This window comes from Pasteurella atlantica (assembly GCF_963693435.1).
Taxonomy (GTDB): domain Bacteria; phylum Pseudomonadota; class Gammaproteobacteria; order Enterobacterales; family Pasteurellaceae; genus Phocoenobacter; species Phocoenobacter atlanticus.
In genome coordinates this window covers 652,607-673,606 of record NZ_OY856306.1, presented here as the reverse complement: position 1 = coordinate 673,606, position 21,000 = coordinate 652,607, and the positions used below count along the sequence as shown (strand labels likewise).

At 36.2% G+C, this 21,000-nt stretch carries 22 protein-coding genes; 10 read left to right on the top strand and 12 right to left on the bottom strand.

All coding sequences use genetic code 11. The features are described from left to right. The first annotated feature begins 1 nt into the window (after position 1). A complete protein-coding gene (locus tag U9966_RS03235) occupies positions 2 to 1,144 on the top strand; it encodes a glycerate kinase (protein WP_306346311.1) in 1,143 nt (380 codons plus the stop codon). Between the two features lie 65 nt (positions 1,145 to 1,209). Here U9966_RS03235 and U9966_RS03230 read toward each other — a convergent pair whose 3' ends face one another. Beyond that, the gene (locus U9966_RS03230; protein ID WP_306346312.1) at positions 1,210 to 3,096 is read right to left on the bottom strand and encodes a PTS fructose transporter subunit IIABC; all 1,887 of its coding nucleotides are present in this window, start codon (positions 3,094 to 3,096) and stop codon (positions 1,210 to 1,212) included. A gap of 264 nt (positions 3,097 to 3,360) precedes the next feature. Between U9966_RS03230 and tehB the strand changes: the two genes are divergently transcribed. Beyond that, positions 3,361 to 4,221 carry an SAM-dependent methyltransferase TehB gene (tehB, locus tag U9966_RS03225; protein ID WP_306346313.1) on the top strand — a complete coding sequence of 287 codons (861 nt, stop codon included), beginning with the start codon at positions 3,361 to 3,363 and terminating at the stop codon, positions 4,219 to 4,221. Between the two features lie 176 nt (positions 4,222 to 4,397). Here the strand turns inward: tehB and aroQ are convergent, their stop codons facing one another. The 3 genes from aroQ to ruvA all read right to left on the bottom strand — a co-directional run bounded on the left by aroQ (position 4,398) and on the right by ruvA (position 6,414). Further along, a complete protein-coding gene (gene aroQ, locus U9966_RS03220; protein ID WP_306346314.1) occupies positions 4,398 to 4,835 on the bottom strand; it encodes a type II 3-dehydroquinate dehydratase in 438 nt (145 codons plus the stop codon). Between the two features lie 2 nt (positions 4,836 to 4,837). Then, positions 4,838 to 5,722, bottom strand: a complete 885-nt coding sequence (gene prmA / locus U9966_RS03215; protein ID WP_306346315.1) for a 50S ribosomal protein L11 methyltransferase — start codon at positions 5,720 to 5,722, stop codon at positions 4,838 to 4,840. A gap of 86 nt (positions 5,723 to 5,808) precedes the next feature. Then, complete coding sequence (gene ruvA / locus U9966_RS03210; protein ID WP_211597359.1) at positions 5,809 to 6,414, bottom strand: Holliday junction branch migration protein RuvA; 606 nt, start codon at positions 6,412 to 6,414, stop codon at positions 5,809 to 5,811. Positions 6,415 to 6,555: 141 nt separating this feature from the next. Here ruvA and U9966_RS03205 point away from each other — a divergent pair, with 141 nt between their 5' ends. Continuing rightward, positions 6,556 to 8,136 (top strand): BCCT family transporter, encoded by a 1,581-nt coding sequence (locus U9966_RS03205; RefSeq protein ID WP_306346316.1) that lies wholly within the window; start codon positions 6,556 to 6,558, stop codon positions 8,134 to 8,136. 78 nt (positions 8,137 to 8,214) lie between these two features. Here the strand turns inward: U9966_RS03205 and U9966_RS03200 are convergent, their stop codons facing one another. The 3 genes from U9966_RS03200 to hemL form a co-directional block, all read right to left on the bottom strand. Beyond that, on the bottom strand, positions 8,215 to 8,838 hold the full coding sequence (locus U9966_RS03200; RefSeq protein ID WP_306346317.1) for a ubiquinone biosynthesis accessory factor UbiJ: 624 nt from the start codon (positions 8,836 to 8,838) through the stop codon (positions 8,215 to 8,217). A 9-nt stretch (positions 8,839 to 8,847) separates the two neighbouring features. After that, the gene (gene ubiE, locus U9966_RS03195; protein WP_211597356.1) at positions 8,848 to 9,621 is read right to left on the bottom strand and encodes a bifunctional demethylmenaquinone methyltransferase/2-methoxy-6-polyprenyl-1,4-benzoquinol methylase UbiE; all 774 of its coding nucleotides are present in this window, start codon (positions 9,619 to 9,621) and stop codon (positions 8,848 to 8,850) included. Positions 9,622 to 9,697: 76 nt separating this feature from the next. After that, complete coding sequence (gene hemL / locus U9966_RS03190; RefSeq protein WP_306346318.1) at positions 9,698 to 10,990, bottom strand: glutamate-1-semialdehyde 2,1-aminomutase; 1,293 nt, start codon at positions 10,988 to 10,990, stop codon at positions 9,698 to 9,700. A 305-nt stretch (positions 10,991 to 11,295) separates the two neighbouring features. On the opposite strand from hemL, the gene asnC reads away from it, so the two are divergent. From asnC to nudC, 4 genes are all read left to right on the top strand, one after another. Continuing rightward, positions 11,296 to 11,784, top strand: coding sequence for a transcriptional regulator AsnC (gene asnC / locus U9966_RS03185; RefSeq protein WP_370685830.1), 489 nt, complete (start codon positions 11,296 to 11,298; stop codon positions 11,782 to 11,784). Positions 11,785 to 11,808: 24 nt separating this feature from the next. Next, positions 11,809 to 12,564, top strand: coding sequence for a uridine phosphorylase (udp, locus tag U9966_RS03180; protein ID WP_306346319.1), 756 nt, complete (start codon positions 11,809 to 11,811; stop codon positions 12,562 to 12,564). A gap of 186 nt (positions 12,565 to 12,750) precedes the next feature. After that, entirely contained in the window at positions 12,751 to 13,227 is a 477-nt protein-coding gene (gene ybaK, locus U9966_RS03175; protein WP_211599060.1) for a Cys-tRNA(Pro)/Cys-tRNA(Cys) deacylase YbaK, read from the top strand. Further along, positions 13,228 to 14,004 carry an NAD(+) diphosphatase gene (nudC, locus tag U9966_RS03170; RefSeq protein WP_306346320.1) on the top strand — a complete coding sequence of 259 codons (777 nt, stop codon included), beginning with the start codon at positions 13,228 to 13,230 and terminating at the stop codon, positions 14,002 to 14,004. It abuts the gene before it with no gap. A 66-nt stretch (positions 14,005 to 14,070) separates the two neighbouring features. Here the strand turns inward: nudC and pdxY are convergent, their stop codons facing one another. The 4 genes from pdxY to serB all read right to left on the bottom strand — a co-directional run bounded on the left by pdxY (position 14,071) and on the right by serB (position 17,427). Beyond that, positions 14,071 to 14,934, bottom strand: coding sequence for a pyridoxal kinase PdxY (gene pdxY / locus U9966_RS03165; protein ID WP_306346321.1), 864 nt, complete (start codon positions 14,932 to 14,934; stop codon positions 14,071 to 14,073). A gap of 49 nt (positions 14,935 to 14,983) precedes the next feature. Beyond that, positions 14,984 to 15,934: an acetyl-CoA carboxylase carboxyl transferase subunit alpha gene (gene accA / locus U9966_RS03160; RefSeq protein ID WP_211599063.1), complete on the bottom strand. Its 951-nt coding sequence runs from the start codon at positions 15,932 to 15,934 to the stop codon at positions 14,984 to 14,986. A 115-nt stretch (positions 15,935 to 16,049) separates the two neighbouring features. Next, a complete protein-coding gene (locus tag U9966_RS03155; RefSeq protein ID WP_211599068.1) occupies positions 16,050 to 16,541 on the bottom strand; it encodes a YajQ family cyclic di-GMP-binding protein in 492 nt (163 codons plus the stop codon). A gap of 16 nt (positions 16,542 to 16,557) precedes the next feature. Next, on the bottom strand, positions 16,558 to 17,427 hold the full coding sequence (gene serB / locus U9966_RS03150) for a phosphoserine phosphatase SerB (RefSeq protein WP_306346322.1): 870 nt from the start codon (positions 17,425 to 17,427) through the stop codon (positions 16,558 to 16,560). Between the two features lie 119 nt (positions 17,428 to 17,546). Between serB and infA the strand changes: the two genes are divergently transcribed. The 3 genes from infA to recQ all read left to right on the top strand — a co-directional run bounded on the left by infA (position 17,547) and on the right by recQ (position 19,953). Then, entirely contained in the window at positions 17,547 to 17,765 is a 219-nt protein-coding gene (gene infA, locus U9966_RS03145) for a translation initiation factor IF-1 (RefSeq protein ID WP_211599070.1), read from the top strand. A 68-nt stretch (positions 17,766 to 17,833) separates the two neighbouring features. Next, positions 17,834 to 18,142, top strand: a complete 309-nt coding sequence (gene cyaY, locus U9966_RS03140) for an iron donor protein CyaY (RefSeq protein WP_306346323.1) — start codon at positions 17,834 to 17,836, stop codon at positions 18,140 to 18,142. After that, positions 18,142 to 19,953, top strand: a complete 1,812-nt coding sequence (recQ, locus tag U9966_RS03135) for an ATP-dependent DNA helicase RecQ (RefSeq protein WP_306349834.1) — start codon at positions 18,142 to 18,144, stop codon at positions 19,951 to 19,953. Before cyaY ends, recQ begins: the two co-directional genes overlap by 1 nt. On the opposite strand, the gene rluD is transcribed toward recQ, so the two are convergent. Then, the gene (gene rluD, locus U9966_RS03130; RefSeq protein WP_306346325.1) at positions 19,950 to 20,927 is read right to left on the bottom strand and encodes a 23S rRNA pseudouridine(1911/1915/1917) synthase RluD; all 978 of its coding nucleotides are present in this window, start codon (positions 20,925 to 20,927) and stop codon (positions 19,950 to 19,952) included. The two genes, recQ and rluD, sit on opposite strands and share 4 nt — an antisense overlap. Positions 20,928 to 21,000: the final 73 nt, after the last annotated feature.

Below are 21,000 nucleotides of genomic sequence, written 5' to 3'. Positions count from 1 at the left end.
GATGAAAATTATTATAGCCCCTGATTCATTTAAAGAAAGCTTAACCGCCTTAGAAGTGGCAAATGCGATTGAGGAAGGATTTGCAAAAATTTATCCCAATGCTGAATTTATCAAAATTCCGATGGCAGACGGTGGCGAAGGCACGGTGCGATCCTTAGTTGATGCGACAAATGGCTCAATTATAGAAACCGAAGTTACTGCCCCATTAGGGAATAAAATAACCGCTTTCTTTGGGCTATCAGGGGATCGTAAAACGGCATTTATTGAGATGTCCGCCGCCTCTGGTTTACACCTTGTTCCGCCTGAAAAACGTAATCCCCTTAAAACCACTTCTTTTGGCACAGGGGAATTGATTAGTTCAGCGTTAGAGTATGGCGTAGAAAAAATCATTCTTGGGATTGGCGGAAGTGCGACGAATGACGGCGGTGTTGGAATGTTGCAAGCCTTAGGTGGAAAATTTTTAGATCGCTCAAATCAGCCGATTGGTTTTGGTGGCGAAGCCTTAAAAGAGATTGCTCAGATTGATTTATCGGCGTTAAATCCACGTTTAAACTCTCTTTTAAATAGTGTTCAATTTGAAGTAGCTTGTGATGTGAATAATCCTTTATGTGGCGAGAATGGAGCGAGTGCTATTTTTGGACCTCAAAAAGGGGCAACACCTGAAATGGTTCAGCAATTAGATGAAGCGTTAGCACATTTTGCAAATATTGTTCAGCAACAGCTTCAACTTGAAATTAAAGAGAAAGCAGGTTGCGGTGCAGCGGGCGGAATGGGCGGCGGTTTATTATTGTTGCCTAACGTAACCCTAAAATCAGGTGTGGATATCGTGATTGAAGCCACGTCACTGGCTCAATTTATCGAGCAAGCAGACCTAGTGATTACAGGCGAAGGCAGAATGGACGCTCAAAGTATTGCAGGCAAAACGCCGATTGGTGTCGCAAAGGTGGCGAAACAATTTAATAAACCTGTGATTGCGATTGTGGGCTGTTTACAAGAGGATTATGAAGTAGTATATCAATATGGCATTGATTGCGTCTTTCCGATTATTCGTAATCTAGGCTCTCTTGAAGAAACCTTGCAACAAGGTAAAGCAAATCTAATCTCAACGGCACAGAATATTGCAAGGTTGTGTCGGGTTGTATAAATAAAAATGCTCCTATAAAAAAGCAGACTTTAAAAGTCTGCTTTTGTTTTAGTAATAACGCTATTTTATGCTGTCGCCATTTTAGCCTGACGTACTTTTTTCAGTGCGATACAAACAATTGCGGTTACCACAGCACCTGAAAGCATACAAAGTAGTGCTAATACGGGTTTATTCATTGCACCAAGTAGGGCAACGATTGGTCCACCGTGTGCAACGCTATTGGTAATGCCGAATGAGAAGGCTAATACTGCTGCAACCATTGAACCGATGACGTTTGCTGGAATAACAGATAATGGATCTTGTGCCGCAAATGGAATCGCTCCCTCTGAAATACCCACTAAGCCCATTGCACCTGATGCTTTACCAGCTTCAATTTCAGATTCTTCAAAGAGATTTAGTTTACGTCCCATTACGGTTGCAAGGAACATTCCAAGTGGTGCGACAGGAATAGCGGCTGCCATTGCACCCATAAATTGTGTTTGACCGTTTGCAATCATTCCCACAGAGAAGAGGAATGCCACTTTATTCACAGGTCCCCCCATATCAAAACCAGCCATTCCACCGAGTACGATACCCAGTAAAATCACGTTTCCAGTACTCATTTCTGTTAATACAGCATTTAACCATTGCATTAAATCCGCAATGGGTGCACCGATAACAAAAATAAAAAGGGTGGCGATAAAGACACTTCCTAAGATTGGGGCGATCATAATAGGCACGAGAGGGGCAACCATTTTACTGTAGTTTTGTTGTACGATAAAACGAACAAAGTAACCAACAAGTAAACCCGCAATAATAGCACCAATAAACCCAGTTCCTGCTGATGCACCGTAGAAAGAACCATTATTGGCAATCCAACCACCGATGAAACCCGGAGCAAGGGCCGCACGATCCCCGATCGCATAAGCGATATAACCTGCAAGGATTGGGATCATTAAAGTAAAGGCAACCACCCCAACATTAAAAACGTGATTCCACAAGCTACCGTCAGGAATTTGCATACCTTTGGGTGTCGGTTCACCTCCAAGTGCGAGAGAAAGAGCAATCATTAAACCGCCTGTTACTACGAATGGAATCATATGTGATACTCCATTCATTAAATAACGATATAAGGTGGAACGGTTAGATTTTATGTTAGCTTGTTGGTTAGTTTCTTTACTATCTGCTACAAAAATAGGAGCTTGTAAACCTTGTTCAATCACTTGTTTGGCATTGTTTATTGGTGCTTTTACACCAGTTTGAATGACTTTTTTACCATTAAAACGAGCCATATCCACCTGTTTATCACAGCATACTAAAATAGCAGTGGCTTGTTCGATTTCTTCTTTTGTTGGTGAATTTCGTACCCCAATTGAGCCATTGGTTTCCACTTTAATGCTATATCCCATTTCAGCGGCTGCTTTTTCAAGGGATTCTGCGGCAAGATAAGTGTGTGCAATGCCCGTTGGACAACCTGTTACCCCAATAAGAAAGCCTTTGTTTGCTGATGTTGTTGTGATAGATTTTTTCTCAGAAAGTAATAATGCAAGGGCTTCACTATTAGTTTTTGCATTGAAAAGAGCTTCAACAAAACCGTCTTCAATTAATTTAGAAGAAAGCTCTGCTAATACTTGAATATGATGATCTGCACCATCATCGGGTGAAGCAATCATAAAAAATAATTTAGATAATTCACCATCTTCGGCATCATAATTAATACCACTACGGCTAATCCCTACTACGACAGCAGGCTCAGTAATGGCTGAGCTTTTAGCGTGTGGCATGGCAATACCGTTTTCAAATCCTGTATTACCAATCTGTTCACGTGCATAAACATCTCTTAAAAATTGTTCAGGATTTTTTAGTTTTCCTTGTGAATTGAGTATTTCCGTTAATTCACGGAATACCTCGTCTTTTGTGGTTGCTTTTAGATCCAAGCAAATCAGCTTTTCGTTAATGAGTTGAGTAATCATATTGACCCCTTTTAATGAGTAAGTTTTAAAATAAAAATAAGGTTTTGAATAATAATGTATTTTTATAAAAATTTTTGTGATCTTATTCTCATTTATAAAAATTATAGGATTTGTTTGATTAAAAAATATGAAAAAAAGTGAATGTAGTTTTATTTTATAAGAAAGAAAAAATACCTAATACCTGACTAAAATAGTTGGCTTTAAAGTTTGTTTCATATACACTTATTTTATGAAAATTTTACATTAAGTAATAAGGAAAAAATGATGCAAAACTTAATTTGTTATAAAACTATGCCTGTATGGAATAAAGATTCATTACCTAAAATGTTTCAGGAAAAGCATAATACAAAAGAAGGAACTTGGGGAAAACTGACTGTTTTAAAAGGTAAATTAAAATTTTATGAATTAACAGAAGAGGGACAGGAAGTTAATTCTGTTATTTTATCACCTGAAAATCAAGCAGATTTTGTTACCCCTCAGCTTTGGCATAAAGTAGAAGCGATTTCTGATGATTTAGAGTGTCAGTTAGCATTTTATTGTCAACCAGAAGATTTTTATGCTAAAAAATATAATTTAACCAAAACACATTCTGAAGTATTAAATGCAGTAAATATTGTACCAAAAGGTAAAGTGTTAGACCTTGGCTGTGGACGTGGACGTAACTCACTTTATTTAAATTTATTAGGCTTTGACGTTACTTCTGTTGACCATAATCCTGAAAGTATTGCTTTTTTAAATCGTATTATTGAGCAAGAAAATCTCTCTATTGATGCTCATACTTATGATATTCACAATGCAAGTTTAAAAGAGCAATATGATTTTATTGTTTCAACTGTGGTGATGATGTTCTTACAAGCAGATCGTATTCCTGATATTATTAAAAATATGCAGCAGCAAACAAAAGTGGGTGGGTATAATTTAATTGTCTGTGCGATGGATACTAAAGCATATCCTTGTACTCAACCTTTCCCTTTTGCGTTTAAAGAGAATGAATTGAAAAATTATTATCAAGATTGGGAATTGGTAAAATATAATGAAGATCTTGGAAAGTTACATCGAGTTGATGCAGATGGTAACCGAATTCAATTACAATTTGTGACAATGTTAGCGAAAAAATTACGATAATTTTTTTACTATAACGAGCCTTTTAATTATAGCGGTAACATTTGATCGAAAATTTGCAAAAAAGTAATACCATCCCCCCTCCCTAGCCCTCCCCCGCAAGCGGAGGAGGGAATTTTAGTAGTTAGTTCAAGTTAGATTTGACTCTATCACTCAAAATAATTTTTATCTGAAATATTTTATTTTGCTAATTGCTGTACTGCAAAATCTAGCCCATATTCATAGCCTTTTATCCCACAGCCACAAATAACAGCTTGTGCAATATCGCTAAAATAAGAATAATGGCGAAACGCTTCACGAGAATGGACATTAGACAAATGGATTTCCACAAAAGGAATATCAACAGAAAGTATTGCATCACGCAATGCAACGCTAGTGTGAGTAAAAGCAGCGGGATTAAATAAAATAAAATCGACTTGCTGAAAAGCTTGATGGATACGATTAATCAATGCCTCTTCACTGTTTGATTGGAAATAATCTAACTCAACACCTTGCTCTTTTGCGAGTTGTTGAAGATGTCGTTCAATATCTACAAGAGTTTGTGAACCGTAGATTTCTGGTTCACGTTTTCCTAACATATTTAAATTTGGACCATTTAATAACAGTATTTTTTTCATTTTTACCCTCTTCTAATGCCTGTGATTCGACACCATTCCTCTTTTTCTACCACAGGATCTAACTCATAATCTTGTTGATAAGCTTCACAAACTGATTCCGATTGGGTGGTTAAAATCCCAGAAAGCCCTAATAAACCTTGTGGTTTTACTAAGTTAATAATCAAAGGGGCAAGCTCTTTTAACGGACCTGCAAGAATATTAGCGACAACTACATCCGCTTGTAAATTTTGTGGCTGATCCTCGGGTAAATATAAGGCTAATTTATCTGCCACACCATTTTGCTCTGCATTCATTTTGCTTGCAGTGATTGCTTGTGGATCGATATCAATTCCAATCACCGATTTAGCCCCTAATTTTAAGGCAGCAATCGCTAAAATGCCTGAACCACAACCAAAATCAATCACGGTTTTACCTTCTAAATCTAGGCTATCTAACCAACGTAAACAAAGTTCTGTGGTTGGGTGCGTACCTGTTCCAAAGGCTAAACCGGGATCGAGCATAACATTTACTGCATTTGGATCTGGTACTTCTCGCCAACTTGGACAAATCCACAAACGTTTGCCAAATTGCATTGGATGGAAATTATCCATCCATTCTCGCTCCCAATCTTTATCTTCAATCTGTTCAATTTTATAAGCAAAATCAGGTGCAATAATGCTACTTTGTTGTAGTGCTGTGATGATTGGTTTCATCTCTGTTTCTGCATCAAATAAAGCGACGACATCCGTATTGCCCCATAAACGAGTTTCGCCCGGTAATGGCTCAAAAATTGGGGTATCTTGGCTATCCATATAAGTAATAGATACCGCTCCCCATTCTTCAAAAAACTCACTAAGTTGTTCTGCTTTATCATCTGTACTGTTTAAGCGAATTTGTATCCACGCCATTTTTATTCCTTCAATATTTTGGTAAATTTTTACTCAAATCTGACCGCTTGTGTAATTTAGGTGAATTTTTTAGTAAGTGGCTAATATTATAGCGACTTTTTCAGCGCCTCTCTAATAATTTGTTCACTGGTTAGATCTTGTTGTGATACTTTTTTGAGCATTTTTTCAATTTCTGTTGCTTTATAACCAAGTGCAATTAATGCTTCTTTTGCTTCACCTGTTGGGCTTGGTTTATTGATAGCCGTCATCTCTTGAGAAGATTGCTGCATAAAGAACTCTGTTTGAGCCATTGATTTGAATTTTCCTTTTAATTCAACCAAGAGCCTCTCAGCAGTTTTTTTACCAATTCCTGGAATTTTTGTTAATTTTGTTACTTCTTCGTTTTCTACCGCTGTCGCAAAATCATAAACAGACATTGCAGAAAGAATGGCTAAAGCAAGTTTAGGTCCGACACCATTCGTTTTAATCAGATCTCGAAATAAGGTGCGATCAATTTTCTCAGAAAACCCAAAGAGTAAATGAGCATCTTCTCTAATACTTAAATGAGTAAAAAGCGTGGTTTCTTCACCAACTTTTGGCAAGTTGTAAAAACTAGTCATTGGAAGTAATAATTCATAGCCAACACCCTGTACATCTAATACAATTTCGGGTGGCGATTTTTCAATAATTTTACCTTGTAATCGTCCGATCATTGTTCTATTCCATCTATTAAATATGAGCATTTAGGATACACAAAAACTGGATAAAAAAACAGTAAAATAATGTATTTATTTGTTATAAATAGTAGATAGTGGTAGTATATACGGAGTTTTTATTCAAATTTAGAGGAAAATATGAAACAAAAAAAACATCACGATAAGTACAGTATTCATAATACTGATTACGAAATCGGACAAGATAATATTCAAAAATGGGGTTTTGATATCCATAATGCCGTATTTGGTATTAGTGCAGGATTAATCATTCTTTTCTTAGCCGCTGTGTTGATCGCTGATTCTCACACAGCAAAAGAAGTATTAGATGGGATTAAATGGAAAATCATTGGTAATTTTGACAGTTTATTTATCATAGCTGGAAATATTTTCGTTATTTTTTGTTTAGCGTTAATTGTATTACCCGTTGGACGTATTCGTTTAGGCGGAGCTGATGCAAAACCAGAGCATTCACGAGTCTCTTGGTTTGCAATGTTATTTGCAGCAGGAATGGGGATTGGTTTAATGTTCTGGAGTGTGGCAGAACCTGTAGCCTATTATACTGGTTGGTATAAAACACCACTAAATGTGATTGCAAACACGCCAGAAGCTGCAGATTTAGCAATGGGCGCCACAATGTTCCACTGGGGTTTACATCCTTGGGCTGCTTATGCCTTAGTAGGACTTTCACTCGCATTTTTTACCTACAATAAAGGTTTACCTCTTTCTATCCGCTCAGTATTTTATCCATTATTAGGTGAAAGAACGTGGGGTTGGATTGGACATATTATTGATATTCTTGCAGTGGTTGCCACTTTATTTGGGTTAGCCACATCCTTAGGACTAGGTGCTCAACAAGCTGCCAGTGGTATGCATCACGTATTTGGCTTAGAAAATTCAATAAGCTTACAAATTATTGTCATTATTGCGGTCACTGCTGTTGCCTTATATTCTGTGATAAAAGGTATTGATGGTGGAGTGAAATTATTAAGTAATGTTAATATGGGAATTGCAGTTGCATTATTAGTATTTGTTGCTGCGTTAAATATTGGTATTGTTTCAGATGTTTTACCTAGAACATTAATGTCTTATGTAAAAAATATTATTCCATTAAGTAATCCTTTCGGACGTGAAGACGAAGCTTGGTTCCAAGGTTGGACGGTATTCTACTGGGCGTGGTGGTTCTCTTGGTCTCCATTCGTTGGTATGTTTATTGCTCGAGTATCAAAAGGACGTACCATTCGTGAGTTTTTACTTGCCGTATTGATTGTTCCAACCTTAGTAACCTTAGTTTGGATGTCAACTTTTGGTGGTATTGCACTTGATCAAGTGATCAATAAAGTGGGTGTATTAGGTCAAGAAGGCTTAAAAGATGTCTCTCTTGCTATGTTCCAAATGTTTGATGTACTTAATTTCTCTAGCATTCTTTCTGTAGTGGGGATTATTTTAGTATTAGTCTTCTTCGTAACTTCATCAGATTCAGGTTCACTGGTTATTGATAGTATCACGGCTGGCGGAAAAATGGATGCCCCTGTTCCACAACGTATTTTCTGGGCAACAATCGAAGGTGCCATTGCTGCAGCATTAATTTGGGTTGGAGGTACAGAAGCAATTCAAGCACTCCAAGCTGGAGCAATCTCAACCGCTTTACCATTTACGATTATTCTACTGTTAATGTGTGTGAGTTTGGTATTGGGATTACGTACAGAACGTTATAAATAGAACATAAATCACATTAGGTGAAAAAAAGACCTCATATTTTGGTATGAGGTCTTTTTTTTTGTAAATTGTAAAAAAAATCTAACCGCTATTTCTTACCTTCATTTCTAGCTGATTAGCTTGTTTTTCCAAAGCGGTCACTTCATCACAAAAATTTGCAATTTCTAATTGATGAACTAAGACAGAACGTTCATTAATAAGATTATCGACTATATGTTCACTATTTTTGGCTATTTGTTGTTTAGCTTTATTAAATAAAAAACCAGCAACATCTGTTGAGCTTTGTGCAATAACATCACCGACAAAAGGCGAGAGTAACTCAGCTGGATTTTTTTCCAATTCATCAAGAAGCTGAACAAAATGTTGTAAAACCTGAATATCACCCTCTAAAAGTAAAGTTTTATTATTGATTAGCTCCGTTAGTTTCGTTTTATCTGCTAATTTTGGTAATACCGAGCTTTGTAAACTAAGGCAACAACTTGGGTTTCCTTCATAATGAGAGAGCCAATCTGTTTGGGTTTCACTAAAATTAATGATACATTCAAATTCAGGTTGTAATAATTTGATATGTAAGGTGCTATCTTTCAGTTTTTTTAAGGTTGGCAAACAATGAGGTGAGCGGTTAATTAAATAATTAAAGCCCATTTCTAGCGTACCAATGGTTACTTGAGATAACATAAACTGTTGTTTTAATTGTTCTAACATTAGTCTCTCCTAGAATTTATACCCTCTATGCAAAGCAACAATACCTGCACTTAAATTATAGTAATTCACACTTTCAAAACCCGCCTGTTGCATCATTTCTTTTAATTCATCTTGTTTCGGGTGCATTCGAATGGATTCTGCCAAGTAACGGTAACTGTCACCATCATTCACTACTGCTTCACCAATTTTTGGCAAAATATTAAAAGAGTAAAAATTATAAGCCTGACTAATAGGATCAATAATTGGTTTAGAGAATTCTAATACTAATAAACGTCCACCCGGTTTTAGCACTCGATACATTGAACGCAGTGCTTTATCTTTATCAGTGACATTACGTAACCCAAAACTGATAATAACGCAATCAAAGGTATTATCAGCGAAAGGTAAACTTTCTGCATTGGCTTGCACATAACTCACATTACCCACAACACCTAAATTGCGTAGCTTTTCACGCCCTACTTCTAGCATTGAACTATTAATATCCGCTAATACAACTTCCCCTGTTGAACCAACAAGTCGAGAAAATTTGGCACTAAAATCCCCTGTTCCTCCCGCAAGGTCGAGAACTTTTTGCCCTTGTCTTACTCCACTACAATCTATCGTAAAGCGTTTCCAAATTCGATGAATACCGAAAGAAAGTAGATCATTCATTAAATCATATTTACCCGCTACATTATGGAAAACTTGTGCGACAAGTTGCTGTTTTTCTTCTTTAGCAACCGTTTTAAACCCAAAATGAGTGGTTTCCGTTTGCTGTGAGATAGTTTGATTTTCTTCTTTCATTACTTTATTCCTAATATTAATAAATTTGGGATTTTGCAAATTTTATTCAAGATCATACCGCTTAAATACTATTTTTTTAATTCAGCGTCTTAAGTTCAGCAAAGACTTTATCTACAACCTCTAATGTTTTTGCAATATCTTGATCACTATGGGCTAAAGACATAAAACCAGCCTCGAAAGCTGATGGAGCAAAATAAATACCTTTTTCTAAACATTTATGGAAGAATGCATTGAACATTGCAACATCACACTGCATTACATCTTTATAACTTGTCACCGAAGATTGGTCGGTAAAAAATAAACCAAACATTCCCCCAACATAATTAACCAAAAACGGTACAGAATGTTTATTCGCCAGCGCTTTTAAGCCTTCTGCCAATTGTTTTGTTTTCGATGCAAGTAGCTGCTCATTTTCAGGTTTTGAAAGTTCTGTCAAACAAGCCATTCCTGCTGCCATTGCAATAGGATTGCCTGATAATGTACCTGCTTGGTAAACAGGTCCTGTTGGGGCAATATAATCCATAATTTCAGCTTTACCACCAAAAGCCCCTACAGGCATTCCACCGCCAATAATTTTTCCTAAGGTAGTTAAATCTGGCGTGACATTATAATAGGCTTGAGCTCCACCTAACGCCACTCGAAAACCTGTCATTACTTCATCAATAATAAAAACCGTGCCGTATTGAGTACAAAGCTCTCGAATGCCTTGTAAAAATCCCTCTTGTGGAGGAATACAATTCATATTTCCTGCTACGGGTTCAATAATTAAACAAGCAATCTCATTAGGATATTGCTCAAATGCTTGTTTAACAGAATCGAGATTATTATATTCACAAGTAAGTGTATGCTTAGCAAAATCCTCAGGCACACCTGGTGAACTTGGTTGACCAAGCGTCAATGCACCCGATCCTGCTTTTACTAATAGTGAATCAGAATGTCCGTGATAACAGCCTTCAAATTTAATAATTTTATCTCTATTGGTATAACCTCGAGCAAGGCGAATCGCTGACATTGTCGCTTCTGTACCAGAACTGACCATTCTGACTTTTTCAATAGAAGGGATAAGTTTACAAACTAATTCCGCAAGTTCTGTTTCTAAAGGGCTTGGTGCTCCAAAACTTAATCCGTTTTGAGCCGTTTTAATCACTGCATCTAAAATTTTAGGATGATTATGCCCTAAGATCATCGGTCCCCAAGACCCAACATAATCAATATAATGATTATTTTCACTATCAAAAATATAAGCACCTTGTGCCTTTTCAATAAAAATAGGTGTGCCTCCCACACCTTTAAATGCACGTACTGGTGAATTTACACCACCTGGGATAACTTGTTGTGCTTTTTCAAAAAGAGATTGCGATGATTTCATTTATATACCTTAATTTTGCAAATTTATATTACTATCTTACCGCTTGTTTTGGTAAATATAGTTCATTTTACTGGAAAAACCATAAAATAAAAATTTATTTTAAAAAACGAAATCCTTTGCGTCATTGTTAGAATTATATTAGTTGTAAAATTTTCACTATTTTTCAATAAAATTTGTGATTTTCCTCACATTTATTAAAATGAGATCTTCTCATTATTAGTATATTAGCGATATAATTGGAATATATTTAAAAATATGAGATATAGATAGATATATTTTAATAGCACCACAAATTGTAGGATGAAATGATGAAAAATTACCAGAACTTAGTATCTACAGATCAACTTGATCGACAAATTCTGCGAACATTAACCCTTGATGCTCGAACGCCTTATGCTGAAATGGCAAAAAAATTTGAAGTGAGTGCTGGTACTATCCACGTTCGAGTTGAAAAAATGCGTCAATCAGGCTTAATTAAAGGCACTCAGATTTGTATTGATGAACAAAAGCTGGGTTATGATGTTTGTTGTTTTGTTGGTGTGATCTTAAAAAGTGCGAAAGATTGCAGTGCAGTTATTCAAAAATTACACCAATTTGATGAAGTGATAGAGGCCTATTATACCACTGGAAATTATTCCATTTTCTTAAAAGTAATGACTCATACCATTGAGGAACTTCATCTATTACTTTCCACAAAAATTCAATCTCTTGATGAAATTCAATCAACAGAAACCATCGTTTCTATGCAGAATCCAATTAAGAGAAATATTAACCCCTCTAAAGTAGATTTATAATTACATAAAATAAGGAGAAATAAAATGTCTGAAGTTTTCCATTTAGGTTTAACTAGAGCAATGTTAGAAGGTGCAGAATACGCTATCGTACCTGGAGATCCAGCACGAAGTGAGCGTATTGCTAAATATATGGACAATCCAAAATTCTTAAATTCAACTCGCGAATATACCTCTTGGTTAGGTTATATTAATGGCAAGCCTGTTGTGGTTTGTTCAACTGGTATTGGTGGTCCATCTGTATCTATCTGTGTTGAAGAATTAGCACAACTTGGTGTACGTAACTTTGTACGTATCGGTACAACAGGGGCAATTCAACCACATATCAACATTGGTGATGTTCTTGTTACAACTGGTGCTGTACGTCTTGATGGTGCAAGCCAACATTTTGCACCATTATGCTTTCCTGCAGTAGCTGATTTTGGGTTAACTCAAGCGTTATATGACGCAGCAAAAGAGTGTGACTATCCAACTTATATCGGTGTAACAGCATCATCAGATACTTTCTATCCAGGTCAAGAACGTTATGACACATATACGGGTAAAGTATGGAAAGATTATCAGGGTAACCTTGAATTATGGCAAGACCTTGGTGTAATGAACTTTGAAATGGAATCTGCAACGCTTTACACAATGTGTCACGCATTAGGATTAAAAGCAGCGATGGTTTCAGGTGTTATTGTAAACCGTACTCAAAAAGAAATTCCAAACGAAGAAGATGCTAAAACCGTTGAAGTTCGCAGTGTAACCGCCGCAATTGAAGGTTTGAAAAAAGTATTGTAATTTAAAATTTTAACTCAAAGCCGTTATAAGCAATTATAACGGCTTTTTGTCTATAATCAGCCTAGGTTAAATTTATATTGCACAATATAGAGACAAATTTCAAAATACGAGCTTACCTTATACTCTTTTTTGCAAAAAAGTATTAAAATCATACCGCTTCATTTCATTTTTGAGGATAATAAAATAATGACACCCGCTGTAAATTTACTTAAAAAGCACAAAATACCCTTTATACTTCATCCTTATGATCACGATCCTAATACATCTGATTTTGGACAAGAAGTGGTAGATAAGTTAGGATTAAATCCACAACAAGTGTTTAAGACATTATTAGTGGCTCAAAATGGTGATCAGAAAAAATTGGCGGTGATGATTGTTCCTGTTTCTTCTCACCTTAATTTAAAGAAAGCGGCACAATCATTAGCAATTAAAAAAATGGAAATGGCGGATAAAACCGTAGCACAAAAAACAACAGGTTATTTGCTGGGAGGTATTAGTCCATTGGGGCAAAAGAAACGCCTAGCCACCATTATTGATAGCTCAGCACAGCAATTTAATACTATTTTTGTGTCAGGCGGAAAGCGAGGGCTGGATATTGAACTTGCTCCACAAGATTTAGCCCAACTCACAAATGCAAAATTTACTGATATTAAGGATAATTAGATGAAATTATTACCTCAACATCAACAGTGTTATTGGTTACACGTTTACCAATCTCAACTTTATTTACCCAATAATAACATTCCCTTTGGTACTGCTCAATCCTGTGGTTTAGAAGGAAAAAAAGGAATTGAAATTGCTCAATATAATGGTTTTCCTGTATGGCTTATTCCCACACAAGAGAATGAATTAAATGAACATTTTGTTACTCTTCGTTCACAACTGTTTCAATCAGAACAACATTTTTATTTATTAAACAAAGCGGTCAGTTTAAATCATTTTTTTACAAAAAATCGTTTTTGCGGTAGCTGTGGAGAACCTTTTTATAAAGCAAGTGATGAAATGGCATTACATTGTGATGCTTGCGGTAGCCGTGTTTATCCTAAAATTAGCCCCTCAATTATTGTCGCAATAAAACGAGATAATCAAATCTTATTGGCAAACCATTTACGCCATAAAGGCACCATTTATACCAATTTAGCGGGTTTTGTTGAAACAGGGGAAACCTTAGAACAAGCCGTGGAACGTGAAGTATTTGAAGAAACAGGAATAAAAATTAAAAATATCCGTTATTTTGGCAGCCAACCTTGGGCATTTCCCGATTCTTTAATGTTAGGGTTTTTAGCGGATTATGAGAGCGGCGAAATTACCTTACAAGAAGAGGAAATTTTTGATGCAGGATGGTTTGATTATGATAAACCGTTACCTCAATTACCGCCAAAAGGAACCATTGCGTTAAGGTTGATTGAGGAAACATTAACATTATGTCGTCAATCATAGAATGATAAAAAATTAAAGGATACTGTTTCATTAAACGTATCCCTTAATATTTAATTTAGCCCATATTTAGCTAATTTTTACCGCTTTATACTGGCTTATTGGCTGAGCAATAAACTCACGAGCAGAGATAATTTGTAATTCATATTTACCACTTTTTTGAGTGACCGTCATTACATCATTTACAGCATTAGCAGTATGTTCAAAAGCCTCTAAATCAGATTTTCCGTTTAATAAATTCGCTAAAAAGATACCACTGGTCAAATCACCCACTCCCACGGGATCTTTTGCTTTAAAAGTATGCAATGGACGACTAATGTGCCAAATACCTTCTTCGTTTGCTAATAACATTTCAAATTGATTAGGATCTTGCCCTACTTTGCTTAAATGCTTAACTAAGACTTTTTTAACCCCTTTCGATTGAATAGCTTTAACAGCTCTTAAGGCTTGATCAAAATTTTCTACTTCCAATCCTGTTAACTCACGTAGTTCTACAAGATTTGGGGCAATAATATCTGCCTTTACCATTGCTTCATCTCGTAAAAACTCTGCAACACCATCAGCCACAATACAGCCCTTATCAGGATGTCCCATTACGGGATCACAAAAATAAATTGCATTTGGATTTTTGGCTTTAATTTTAGCCACAGCCTCTAAAATTGCACTACCTTGACTAGCCGCACCAATATAACCTGAAAGCACCGCATCACACTCAGCTAAAGCATTAATATTATCAATACCTTGTACAATTTCTGTAATTTGTTCTTGGGGTATAACCATACCTGTCCATTTACCATATTGAGTATGGTTGGAAAATTGTACAGTATTTAATGCCCAAGTATCAATACCCAACATTTGCATTGGAAATACAGCTGCTTTATTACCCGCATAACCGTAAACAACGTGAGATTGAATGGACAAAACATTTTTCATAATAAACCTTTTTTATAATTAAATTCTTTCATCATCTTACCACTTAATTTTAAGCACCATAACTCATTAATCGAGCATAACGACGCTCTAAAAGTTCTTCTGTAGACATTGTATCAAGATCGTCTAAATCTTTAAGTAAACACTGTTTTACATTTTGAGCGATTTCATCGAAATCCTTTTGAGCTCCACCAAATGGCTCTTCAATAACACTATCAATCAATTTTAATTCTTTTAATCGCGTCGCTGTTAAACCCATTGTTTCTGCTGCGGTTGAGGCTTTTTCAGCATCTTTCCATAAAATAGACGCACAACCTTCAGGAGAAATCACAGAATAAATCGCATATTGCAGCATATTAATTTTATCGCCCACACCAATGGCTAACGCACCACCTGAACCACCTTCACCGATTACCGTACAAATAACAGGTACAGATAATTTTGACATTTCACGAAGATTATGGGCAATGGCTTCAGCTTGTCCACGTTCTTCAGCACCTACTCCTGGATATGCTCCTGGGGTATCAATAAAAGTGATAATCGGCATATTAAAACGCTCTGCCATTTTCATTAAACGTAATGCCTTACGATAACCTTCAGGTGCTGGCATTCCAAAGTTGCGTAATACTTTTTGTTTTACACTACGTCCTTTTTGGTGCCCAATAATCATTACAGGACGTCCATCAAGACGAGCCATTCCACCTACAATTGCACGATCATCTGCATAAGCACGATCTCCTGCCAATTCATCAAACTCAGTAAAAATACGCTCAATATAATCAAGAGTATAGGGGCGGTTTGGGTGGCGAGCCATTTTGGTGATTTGCCACGCATCTAAATCACCAAATGTTTTTTTTGTAAGTTCATTACATTTTTTTTGAAGACGTTTAATTTCATCATCAATATTAATTTTATCATCAGAATTTACAGTTGAACGTAACGCTTCAATTTTTGCTTCAAGTTCTGCAATAGGTAACTCAAAATCTAAATATTCTTGTGTCATTTTGTTTCCTTTTTAAACATAATCGACCAAACCTCGTTATTCTAGTATGTTTAGCCTAAAAAGTGAAAAACTATTTAATGATGACCTAATCAGATAGTTTCTTTATTAGAATGACTTAATCTCTAAAATTCTCAAACTGAAACGGTTGTCCTAATTCAGCACCTTTTACAAGTTGAATCGTTTTTTGTAAGTCATCGCGAGACTTTCCAGTTACTCGAACTTGTTCACCTTGTATTTGGGTTTGTACTTTTAATTTTGCGTCTTTAATTAATTTAATAATTTTTTTCGCCATCTCTTTTTCAATTCCTTGTTTCAGCGTGACTTCCTTGCTGTACATTTTTCCGCTGTGTTCATAATCATCAGGAATTTCTAATGATGAGGGTTCAATGCTACGTTTAATCATTGCATTGCGTAAAATATCCAGCAACTGTTCTACTTGGAAGTCGGACTCAGAGGTTAGCTTAATACTCTCTTTCCCTTCATTGAGTTCAATAGTCGCAGTAACATTACGAAAATCCCAACGGTTAGTTAATTCACGATTGGCATTTTCTACAGCGTTACGTACTTCGTGCATAGTAATTTCAGATACAATATCAAAAGATGGCATTTTATTTTCCTTCTATTTATAAAGATGATTGATTAAATAAGTGCTTTGCATTTAATAATAATGCAATGGCGGCTAAGTCCCCAAAGTTTACCACAAATTGTGCCTGTTCTTGAACCTTTGGTTTAGCGTGTAATGCAATACCTAAACTGGCAGTGTTGAGCATTGGTAAATCATTTGCCCCATCCCCCACTGCAACCCATTGAGTTGGCGGAATATTAAATTCTTGAGCAAGACGTTGTAGGGTTTCTGCTTTATATTGTGCATCCACCACTTTGCCTAATACTTTACCTGTCAATTTCCCATTTTGTATTTCAAGCTGATTAGAAACGGCATCATCAAGCTGATATTTCTGTTTTAAGTAATCCGCAAAATAATCAAAGCCCCCTGAGGCGATAGCCATTTTCCAATTGGCTTGTTTTAATGTGTTAATCAGCGTTTCAAAACCGTCCATAAGCGGTAACATTTGACGAACTTTTTGCAAAATTTCTTCTGGGGCATTTTCTAATGTAGCAACTCGTTGACGTAGACTTTGTTCAAAATCTAATTCGCCTCGCATTGCACTTGCGGTAATTAAAGAGACTAATTCCCCTGTGCCAGTCAGTTTGGCAATTTCATCGATACATTCTATTTTAATGGCGGTGGAGTCCATATCCATTACCAATAATCCTTGTTGTGCTAAGGTTGGTGTAATATCTAATGAACTAATATCACACTCAATTTGTGTGGCAAGTTGTTGCAAGGAAGCGGTAAGATTTGCATTAAAAAATGCAATTTTATACGCTAAGTAATCTAACTTTTTCAGTATTTTTAACCCTGATTTTTGCTCAAACTGTACTATTTTTTCTGTTGTCAGATTTTTTGAGTAGATAAAAATGATGTTTTGCATAATAACCTTTATATTGTTGGCTTAAATTGTTATTTTTTAATGATTGAAATTCGGTCGGTTGAGAGTATAATAACGAAGTTTTATTATTTTATAAAGTCAATCAAACAAAAGAGGAATAAATGGCAAAAGAAGATTGCATTGAAATGCAGGGTACAATTTTAGAAACCTTACCAAATACGATGTTTCGTGTTGAATTAGAAAATGGACATATTGTGACTGCTCATATTTCTGGAAAAATGCGTAAAAATTATATTCGTATTTTAACAGGAGATAAAGTCACTGTTGAAATGACCCCATACGATTTACAAAAAGGTCGTATTACTTTCCGTGCAAAATAATTTATTTATGGTTAAAAGACGGAAGCTCAACGCTTCCGTTTTTTATCTGTTAATTTAGGAATAGTTAAATGAATACTCAAGAATTTCATCAAATTGTTGAACAAACTTGGCTCACCATTGAAGAACAACTTGAAGAACAAGATTGTGATGTAGATTGTGAAATGCACGGTTCAGTGATGGAAATTATATTTGCTGATAATTCACAAATAGTCATTAACAAACAAGAAGCGATGTTAGAGCTATGGCTAGCGAGTAAATTGGGTGGTTTCCACTTTAAATATCAAAATGGACAATGGATTGATCGTGAAGGTCATTCTTTTTGGACTCACCTTGAACAAGCTGTGAAAAAACACGGTGAAATCGTTTCTTTTCAATAATGACTAATCCTTTAATGGTCAAAGCCAAAAATATTTTACATAATGTTTTTGGCTACCAATCTTTTAGAACTGGGCAACAAGAAGTTATTGAGGCAGTATTATCTAATAAAGATTGTTTGGTTATTATTACCACAGGTGGAGGGAAGTCCCTTTGCTATCAAGTGCCTGCATTATGCTTAGAGGGAATCACCTTAGTGATCTCACCTTTAATTTCATTGATGAAGGATCAGGTCGATCAACTTTTAACAGACGGTATTGAAGCCGCTTATCTTAACTCAACTCAAGGCTTTGAAGAACAACAACAAATTGAACAAAAAGCAATATCTGGAAGACTAAAATTACTTTATATTTCTCCAGAAAAAGTGATGACCAATAATTTTTATCACTTTATCTCTCATTGTAAAATTAATTTAATTGCGGTTGATGAAGCCCATTGTATTTCACAATGGGGACACGATTTTCGTCCTGAATATACCTTGCTTGGCGGTTTGCGAAAAACTTTCCCAAACATACCGCTTATGGCACTTACCGCAACAGCGGATCCAGCCACTCGTGCCGATATTATTACCCATTTACAGCTTAACGATCCTCATACTTACTTGGGTAGTTTTGATCGCCCTAATATTCGTTACACTATTCAAGAAAAATTTAAGCCACTTAATCAGTTAGCTAAGTTTTTAGACAAGCAGCAAGGAAAAAGTGGCATTGTTTATTGTGGTAGTCGTAAAAAAGTAGAGAGTATTACGGAAAAACTAGCCTCTCGTGGTATCAAGGTAATGGGCTATCACGCGGGAATGTCAGTGCTTGAGCGATCTACCGTACAAAATGCCTTTCAGCGAGATGATATTCAAGTGGTCGTTGCAACGGTAGCTTTTGGAATGGGAATTAATAAATCTAATGTGCGTTTTGTGGTACATTTTGATTTACCTCGTAGTATAGAATCTTACTATCAAGAAACAGGGCGTGCAGGACGTGATGACTTACCCGCAGAGGCAATGCTATTTTACGATCCTGCGGATTATGGTTGGCTACAAAAAGTCTTATTGGAAAAACCTGAAAATGAACAACGTAAGATCGAACAGCATAAACTGAATACCATTAAAGATTTTGCAGAATCACAAACTTGTCGCCGCTTAGTATTACTCAACTATTTTGGCGAATTACGTCAAGAACCTTGTAAAAACTGTGATATTTGTTTAGATCCACCTAAAAAATACGATGGCTTAGTCGATGCTCAAAAAGTGATGTCTGCAATTTATCGAACAGGTCAAGTATTTGGATTACATCATATTGTGGGCGTGCTACGAGGCTTAAATAACCAGAAAATTAAAGATCATCACCACGATCAACTTTCCGTATTTGGCATTGGTAAAGAAAAAAATCAAGAATATTGGATCAGTGTTATTCGCCAGCTTATTCATTTAGGGCTGATTAAACAAAATATAATGGAGCATTCTTCACTACAATTAACCAAAAATGCACGTCCATTTTTACGAGGCGAAGAACCACTTGCTCTTGCAATGCCTCGCTTAGGTATTTCAAGTAGTACGATACTATCAACCAAAGCAACTAATCGTCGTTATGATAAAGATCTGTTTGCCCGTTTACGCTTTTTACGTAAACAGATTGCCGATAGGGAAAATATTCCGCCTTATATTGTGTTTAACGATGCCACCTTACAAGAGATGGCAGAATTCACACCTCAAACCCCTAATGAAATGTTAGCCATAAATGGAGTCGGGGAACGTAAATTAGAACGTTTTGGTGAGGCGTTTATTCAGTTGATTAAAGCACATCTAGATAATCGCTAATAATCTAACTCTTCTTTATACAACTCATAATCCGTTTTCAGAGCCTCTAGTAATTCTACAAAATCATCAGGCAATGGTGCGTGCCACTCCATTATTTCTTTCGTTATTGGATGCTCTAAGCGAAGCATTGCTGCGTGCAGTGCTTGACGTTGGAAATTACGTAATATAGTTAAAAATTCTTCACTCGCACCTTTTGGTGGGCGTGGACGTCCGCCATAAACTTGATCGCCTAACAATGGATGAGCAATATGTGCCATATGCACACGAATTTGATGGGTTCTCCCCGTTTCTAAGCGTAAACGTAAACGTGTATGATTACGGAACTTTTGCATAATACGATAGTGAGTAACCGCAGGTTTTCCCATTGGGTGTACCGCCATTGCAATACGTTTGGTTGGGTGACGAGCCATTGGTTCATCAACTTTTCCACCTTGTGTCATCACACCACTGGCGATAGCTTCATATTCACGCGTAATACGGCGTTTTTGTAATGCTGCGACTAAATGAGTTTGTGTGGGAATGGTTTTTGCAACCACCATTAAGCCTGTGGTATCCTTATCTAAACGATGTACAATACCTGCACGAGGGACTTCAATAATCGCAGGGTGATGATGTAACAGTGCATTTAACACCGTACCGTCTGGATTGCCAGCACCAGGATGAACGACAAGACCTTTAGGTTTATTAATCACCAAAATATCTTCATCTTCATAAACAATATCAAGTGCAATATTTTGTGCTTCAAAACGAACTTCATCTTCCATTTCAGCAAGAATTTCAATCTCTTCTCCACCAAAAACTTTTTCACGTGCTTTATTTACAATTTTACCATTCACTTTTACACGATCATTATCAATCCACGCCTTCAAACGAGTACGAGAATAATCGGGAAAACTTTGTGCTAATGCTTGATCTAAGCGAGAACCGATTAAATCTAATGAGATTTCAGTTTTTAATGTAATTTCTTGAGCCATTTAAATTCCAATTTATTGTATTATTAAGTGATGTTCTATAAAATAGAACAAATGAACTTAGCGAATAATAGCA